Origin of the sequence: Arthrobacter sp. Leaf141, assembly GCF_001424565.1 — a bacterium.
In the GTDB taxonomy this organism is placed as follows: domain Bacteria; phylum Actinomycetota; class Actinomycetes; order Actinomycetales; family Micrococcaceae; genus Arthrobacter.
In genome coordinates this window covers 1-6,415 of record NZ_LMOL01000031.1, presented here as the reverse complement: position 1 = coordinate 6,415, position 6,415 = coordinate 1, and the positions used below count along the sequence as shown (strand labels likewise).

The following is a 6,415-nucleotide window of genomic DNA, read 5'->3' as shown; positions in this document are numbered from 1 at the left end:
ACACCCCACACCCAACACGCCCCAACACCAAGCGCCAGAAACCCCAGCACCAGAACGGCAACACCAGGAACCACAACACCAAGGACACCAAGCAGCAGAACAGCACACCCAAGACGCTCCGCCACCTGAACAGCACGTCCCCAACCGGCGCGCGCCCGAACAGTCGGAACTGCCAGACGCCCAGACATGTCAGCTGACAACAGCCGATCCACATGCTTCGGCACCGGCTGACTCGAGGACACCTCATCGAAAAAGCAGTACCAAGCACCCGACCGGGCCCAGAACACCCAAAAAGGGCCAGGCCTACGAGAAAGCCCCCGTCACCTAGTGCGATGCGGGAGGACTGTCCCGGGCCCTGAGTGTCCCGCTCCGGACCTTTTCAGAACGCACGCCACCGGCGTCAGGCTTTCCCCGGCTGCAGATATCCCGCTAGATTCATCAGTAAGATGACTAATTTCGCGAATCACACCCAAGCCACCGCGTACTGGACCACCGCGCGCGGGCACGGCGAACTGCGCTCCGAGGAATTGTCCGCGCCGGGGCCCGATGAAGCCCTGGTCCGTACGCTATATTCCGGCATCAGCAAGGGCACGGAGATGGTGGTGCACCGCGGCTCGGTGCCTCCCCGGGTGGCCGAAGAGATGCGTGCACCGCACCAGGAGGGGGACTTCCCCGGGCCGGTGAAATTCGGCTACCTGTCGGTGGGAGTGGTGGAGGACGGCCCCGAAGCCTGGCTGGGACAACGGGTTTTCTGCCTGAACCCGCACCAGGACCGTTATGTGGTGCCTATCAGCTCGTTGACCAGGATTCCCGCTGACGTGCCGTCCAGGCGTGCAGTGCTCACGGGAACTGTCGAAACAGCGGTGAACGCACTCTGGGAAGCCGGCCCCCGGCTGGGCGACCGCGTGGCGGTTGTGGGCGCAGGGCTGGTGGGCGGCATGGTGGCTACGCTGTTGCGGACGTTCCCGCTGGGGCGGCTGCAGCTGATCGACGTCGATCCGGACCGCGAGCAGCTCGCCGACGCACTTGGTGTCGACTTCACGCACCCCGATGACGCCCTGGCTGACTGCGACATCGTCTTCCACTGCTCCGCGTCCCAGGAAGGCCTGGAGCGAAGCCTGCAACTGGTTGGTGACGAGGGCGACGTCATTGAAATGTCCTGGTATGCCGACCGGGAAGTCACCTTGCCACTCGGCGAGGATTTCCACGCCAGGCGCCTCTCGATCCGCGCCAGCCAGGTTGGCGTCGTCGCACGGGCGCGGCGCCATCGCCGCACCAACGCGGACCGCTTGGACCTCGCCGTCCAGCTCCTGGCCGATCCCGTCTTCGAAGCTTTCCTCACGGGCTCGTCGCCCTTTGCGGACCTGCCGGACGTGGTCAGGGACCTCGCCAGCGGCGCGAGGAACGCGCTGTGCCACGTCATCGAATACCCCCAAGACCCCGAAGTCCCTTCCAGCCCGCAGAGGTAGCCCATGTTCAACCTGACCGTCCGTCGTCACTTTATGATCGCCCACAGCCTGCCGCGCGAAGCGTTCGGCCCTGCCCAGGGCCTGCACGGCGCCACGTTTGTCGCGGAAGTGTCATTTCGCCGGCGGAGCCTTAACAACGACGCCATAGTCCTGGACATCGGCGCCGCCGGCACGGTCATCGAAGGGGTGCTCGCCGGCCTGAACTACAAGAACCTGGACGAGCACCCCGACTTCCAGGGAAAGCTCAGCACCACGGAGGCGCTGGCGGAATACATCGCCCAAAAAGTTGCAGCGGAAATCAAGGAAACGGACGACGGCGGCCAACTGGAAGGCATCGACGTCACCCTGCGTGAAAATCCCGACGCCTGGGCCACCTTCTCGCTGGACCTCGCCACCTGAAACATGGCCCGCCTCCTCTTCCTGGTGCCGGCAAACATCCGCCACAACTCCGGCGGCAACGCCTACAACGCCCGGCTGGTGACAGGACTGGAATCACTGGGCGCAAAGGTGCAACTACTGGCCATCGAAGGGACCTGGCCGGACGCCTCCGCGAACCAGCGGCGGCGCCTCGGCTCACTTCTCGGCGCCTGGGACCATACCGCCGGAACGGCAGCTGATTCCAGGTGGCACACCACCCCTCCCATCCCGCCGGTAACCATCGTTGACGGGCTGGTGGCCGTCGGCGCACCGGACGAGATGGAATGGGCAGCAAAAGCCCGGCAAAACACGTGGGTCCTGGTCCACATGCCGGTTCCGGCATCGCAGGATCCCGGCCCGCAGGAGAAGGAAGGCCGGGCGCTGCGTGCGGCCACCGGTGTGATCTGCACCAGCGCCACCGCCGCAGCCACGCTTGCAGCCCGCCACAACCTCCGCCGGATCCATACCGCCCGTCCCGGGGTCGCCCCCGCCGCACTCGCCGCAGGCTCCGCGCCGCCGCATATCCTTGCCGTTGCCGCGCTGCTCCCCAACAAAGACCAGCTGCTGGCGGTATCGGCGCTTGCCCGGCTGCAGGACCTCGACTGGACAGCCGCCCTGGTGGGTTCCGACCAGGCCGACCCCGGCTACGCCGTGAAGGTCCGCGCGGCGATAACGGCCAACGGGCTGAACGGACGTGTGCGGGTTCCGGGCGAACTGGCCGGCCAGGAGTTGGCGAACGAGTGGCATGCCGCTGACCTGAGCCTGCTGGTCTCGCGGGCGGAAGCATTCGGCATGGTGGTCACTGAATCGTTGGCCCGCGGCATTCCCGCGGTCGTCCGCCACGGCACGGGGGCAGTCGAGGCGTTGGGGCTTGCGGGGTTGGTGGCGGACGACGGCGGGCCCCGGCTTCCCGGCACAACCGTGGCACTTCCCGAGGCCGGCGCAGACAGTCCGGCCAGGCTAGCGGGGGTTCTCCGGAACTGGCTCACGAAACCCGCAACCCGGACAGAGTGGCGGGACGCGGCCGGCGAAGCCCGGAAAGCCCTGCCTGGCTGGGCGGTGACGGCACAGTCCGTCCTCGATGCCCTCGCCGGCGCCTGACCCGAGCCCCGGCCAGCCCATCCCCAGGCCGGGTGCCCGGGGTCCGGACCGCCCGCACGCCTGGTGCCCGGCCAGCCAGCCCCAGGCGTGGCGCCCGGTCAGGACCCGTTCCGGTGTCCCGCAAAAAAGTCGCGGAGCAACACCGCACACTCGGCTTCGCGGACGCCCGGATAAACCTCAACCCAGTGATTGAGCCGGCGTTCCCGCAAGACATCGAAGACAGACCCCGCAGCCCCGGCCTTTTCGTCCCACGCCCCGAACACCACGCGGGGAATCCGCGACAGCACCACCGCACCCGCGCACATGGCGCACGGTTCCAGGGTCACTACAAGGGTGCAGTCCGACAGCCGCCAGCCGTCCCCGGCCAGACGGCCGGCAGCGGGCGTGCCGGCCACGGGCTTATCGGCCAGAGGCGCACCGGCGCCCGACGCGCCGCCCACGGGCTGGATCCCGCCGCTCCCCGCTGCAGTTTTGCCTTGCTCAGCGCCCTCGTCGCCGCGAGTGGCGGCAAGCTCCCGCAGCCGGGCAGCAGCAGCGCGGATGGCCACCACTTCGGCATGGGCCGTGGGATCGCCCAGTTCCTCGCGCCGGTTGCGGCCGTAGCCCAGCACCGCGCCGTCAGGGCCCACCACCACGGCCCCGATGGGAACATCCCCGGTGTCGAGGGCGCCGCGGGCTTCCGTCAGGGCAAGGCGCATCCATTCGTTGTGATTCATTCCAGCGGAGACCATGGGTCAATGATAGTTTCGACGGATATCCGGAACCCGTGACGCACTTTAGCCGGGAGGCACAATGAGCACCGTCAGAGACCGTGTGGACAAGTGGATCAAGCCATACGCAGCCCTTTGGCTGACCCTGATCATCGGCGGTGCCCTGGTCATCACGCTTGCCCTCCTCGGCGCCGAAGTCTATTCGGACGTGGTGGACGATGAGGGCCTTGCAAGCCTGGACCTGCCGGCACTTGACTACGCCCAAACGCTCCGCAACCCGGAAACCGACGCCTTCGTCACGGGCTTCACCAACGTAGGCGGCGGCATCGGCATGCCGATCCTGGCCAGCATCCTCACCGCGTGGCTGACGTTCCTTAGCCGCACCTGGCGTCCCATCCTTCTCGTTGCCGGCGCTGCAGCCGTGTCCACGCTGGCAACCACCGTAGGCAAAAGGCTGGTGGGCAGGACCCGGCCGGACCACGCCGAAGCCGTTCCGCCGTATGAGGATTCACCCTCGTTCCCCAGCGGCCACACCCTCAACACCACTGTGGTGATCGGTGTGCTCATCTACCTGATGTGCCTGCAGTTCGAACGGCTCTCCGTCCGCATTACCGCTATCGCCGTGGGCGGCGCCTTTATTGTCGCCATGGGCCTGAGCAGGGTCTTCCTGGGCCATCACTGGATGACGGACGTGATGGCAGGCTGGTTCCTGGGCCTGGCGTGGGTGGGCATGGTAATCCTGGCCCACAGGCTGTTCCATCTGACCCGCAGGAAGGCCCACGCCGGACCCGCGCCGACATTTGAGCACCCGGTCCTTCGCGAGGAGTAGAAGTAGCGCAACCCACAGTGCCTTTACGGGCCTGCACGCCCGATCCACCTGTTCGCCGGATGATAGTTTTAGACCCATGCGCACTCTTGTTGTGGACCACCCGCTGGTCGCCCATAAGCTCACCGTCCTGCGGGACAAAAACACCCCGTCGCCGGTGTTCCGGCAACTGACGGAAGAGTTGGTGACGTTGCTGGCTTACGAGGCCACGCGCGAAGTCCGCACCCAGCCCGTCACCATCGAGACTCCCGTCAGCACCACGGTGGGCACCGCCTTCACCAAACCCACACCACTGGTGGTTCCCATCCTGCGCGCGGGGCTGGGAATGCTTGAAGGCATGACCAAGCTCGTCCCCACCGCTGAGGTGGGTTTCCTGGGCATGGCCCGGGACGAGGAGAGCCTGGAAATCATCACCTACGCCGAGCGCCTGCCCGAAGACCTCACCGACCGGCAGATCTTCGTCCTGGACCCCATGCTGGCCACCGGCGGCACACTCCGCGAGGCCATCAAGTTCCTGTTCAAGCGCGGCGCCTCGGACGTCACCTGCATCTGCCTCCTCGCAGCACCGGAAGGCCTGGCGAAGCTGGAGGAGGAGCTGGGCGAGTCCAATGTGACAATCGTGCTGGCCTCCATTGACGAGCGGCTCAACGAGAAGTCCTACATCGTTCCCGGCCTCGGTGACGCCGGCGACCGACTCTACGGCATCGCAGGCTAACCAGCCACCGGGCCGCGCAAAAACTGCCGGCGCGGTCAGTTGTGGCCGAACCAGGGGCCAGGAACCCTTTCCTGGCTCCAGCGCCCGGGCTACCCTGAGCGGATGGACTGGAAACTTGAACTTGTACTGGTGCCCGTCTCCGACGTGGACCGTGCCCGGGATTTTTATGCGAACCAAGTGGGTTTCACCCTTGACCACGATCACCGGGTCAACGAGAACCTGCGCTTCGTCCAGCTGACCCCGCCCGGATCAGGCTGCTCCATCGCAATCGGCGAGGGGCTCTCAGATGCGCCGGCAGGGTCCGCCCCCAACCTGCAGTTGGTGGTTCCTGACATCCAGGAGGCGCACCGGCACCTGAAAGCCAACGGTGTGGATGTCACGGATATCTCGGACCCCGGCTGGGGTGAGTTTGTGTATTTCAAGGATCCGGACGGCAACCAGTGGGCCGTCCAGTGCATGGCTAAACTTCCAGCCATGTAGCTGACGGCCTGCCGTGAAAATCCGGACGGGCACGCCAGGAGCCGGGTGCCGTGCAAAGCCGGCTGGGGCGCTGGGGCGCTGAACGGCTAACCGTGCTGCTGGCCAGGGTTCAGGTCCGAGACTGCCTTGGCCACGCGCCTGGCCCGGGTCTCCTCGGTTTTTGCCAGGGCCAGGGGCTCTACCAGGCGCCGCTGGCCGCTGTAGTTCAAGGCAGCGTACGCGTCGGACGCGGTGCTGTCTGCAGCCAGCGCGGCCGCCAGGTCAGCGGGCACCTCCACCACGCGTGGTTCGGTGTCCACCACCACGTCCACCTCAACGGCGTCGCCCGCGCCCGCCCCTGTCAGCTCACGATTGGCTGCGCTCAGGCCGATCAGGTACTGCCCGCCCATAACGGCAATGCTGCTGCGGTAGGACGCCCCGTTCAGCGTCACCACCACCGGCGGCCGTTTTCCGGCGGCCAAGGCGTCCACAATGCTGGCCGGGACTTCGATGCCGGTCTTGTTGCCGGAGCCGGCAATAACGGTGGTGAATTTCATGCCCCTTAGTATGGTGCCCGCGGAAGCGCCGCGTCACCTGTAGGCGACCCGGCGGTCCCGGGGACGGGACCGCCGGGATGGACCCCGCGGCTCCTAGTTGTACTCGGCCAGGACGTTGGTTACATCGTGAAAGGGTGAAGACCTCTTAGGTTGGTGGTTAC

At 66.5% G+C, this 6,415-nt stretch carries 9 protein-coding genes; 7 read left to right on the top strand and 2 right to left on the bottom strand.

Annotation, left to right across the window (positions count from 1 at the left end; genetic code table 11):
• From ASF72_RS21120 to ASF72_RS16505, 4 genes are all read left to right on the top strand, one after another.
• A partial coding sequence (locus tag ASF72_RS21120; RefSeq protein WP_235504756.1) for a hypothetical protein occupies nucleotides 1-197 on the top strand: 197 nt, incomplete at its 5' end.
• Between the two features lie 249 nt (nucleotides 198-446).
• Entirely contained in the window at nucleotides 447-1,469 is a 1,023-nt protein-coding gene (locus ASF72_RS16515) for a zinc-dependent alcohol dehydrogenase (protein ID WP_056600671.1), read from the top strand.
• Between the two features lie 3 nt (nucleotides 1,470-1,472).
• A complete protein-coding gene (locus ASF72_RS16510) occupies nucleotides 1,473-1,868 on the top strand; it encodes a 6-pyruvoyl trahydropterin synthase family protein (RefSeq protein ID WP_050686088.1) in 396 nt (131 codons plus the stop codon).
• 3 nt (nucleotides 1,869-1,871) lie between these two features.
• Nucleotides 1,872-2,987 carry a glycosyltransferase family 4 protein gene (locus ASF72_RS16505; RefSeq protein ID WP_082484385.1) on the top strand — a complete coding sequence of 372 codons (1,116 nt, stop codon included), beginning with the start codon at nucleotides 1,872-1,874 and terminating at the stop codon, nucleotides 2,985-2,987.
• 98 nt (nucleotides 2,988-3,085) lie between these two features.
• Here the strand turns inward: ASF72_RS16505 and ASF72_RS16500 are convergent, their stop codons facing one another.
• Nucleotides 3,086-3,718 carry a nucleoside deaminase gene (locus ASF72_RS16500; protein ID WP_056600669.1) on the bottom strand — a complete coding sequence of 211 codons (633 nt, stop codon included), beginning with the start codon at nucleotides 3,716-3,718 and terminating at the stop codon, nucleotides 3,086-3,088.
• A 61-nt stretch (nucleotides 3,719-3,779) separates the two neighbouring features.
• On the opposite strand from ASF72_RS16500, the gene ASF72_RS16495 reads away from it, so the two are divergent.
• From ASF72_RS16495 to ASF72_RS16485, 3 genes are all read left to right on the top strand, one after another.
• Nucleotides 3,780-4,526 carry a phosphatase PAP2 family protein gene (locus ASF72_RS16495; protein WP_050686091.1) on the top strand — a complete coding sequence of 249 codons (747 nt, stop codon included), beginning with the start codon at nucleotides 3,780-3,782 and terminating at the stop codon, nucleotides 4,524-4,526.
• A 76-nt stretch (nucleotides 4,527-4,602) separates the two neighbouring features.
• Nucleotides 4,603-5,238, top strand: a complete 636-nt coding sequence (gene upp / locus ASF72_RS16490; protein WP_050686092.1) for a uracil phosphoribosyltransferase — start codon at nucleotides 4,603-4,605, stop codon at nucleotides 5,236-5,238.
• Nucleotides 5,239-5,340: 102 nt separating this feature from the next.
• A complete protein-coding gene (locus tag ASF72_RS16485; RefSeq protein WP_056600667.1) occupies nucleotides 5,341-5,718 on the top strand; it encodes a glyoxalase superfamily protein in 378 nt (125 codons plus the stop codon).
• Between the two features lie 86 nt (nucleotides 5,719-5,804).
• Here the strand turns inward: ASF72_RS16485 and ASF72_RS16480 are convergent, their stop codons facing one another.
• On the bottom strand, nucleotides 5,805-6,254 hold the full coding sequence (locus ASF72_RS16480; RefSeq protein ID WP_056600663.1) for a YdeI/OmpD-associated family protein: 450 nt from the start codon (nucleotides 6,252-6,254) through the stop codon (nucleotides 5,805-5,807).
• Nucleotides 6,255-6,415: the final 161 nt, after the last annotated feature.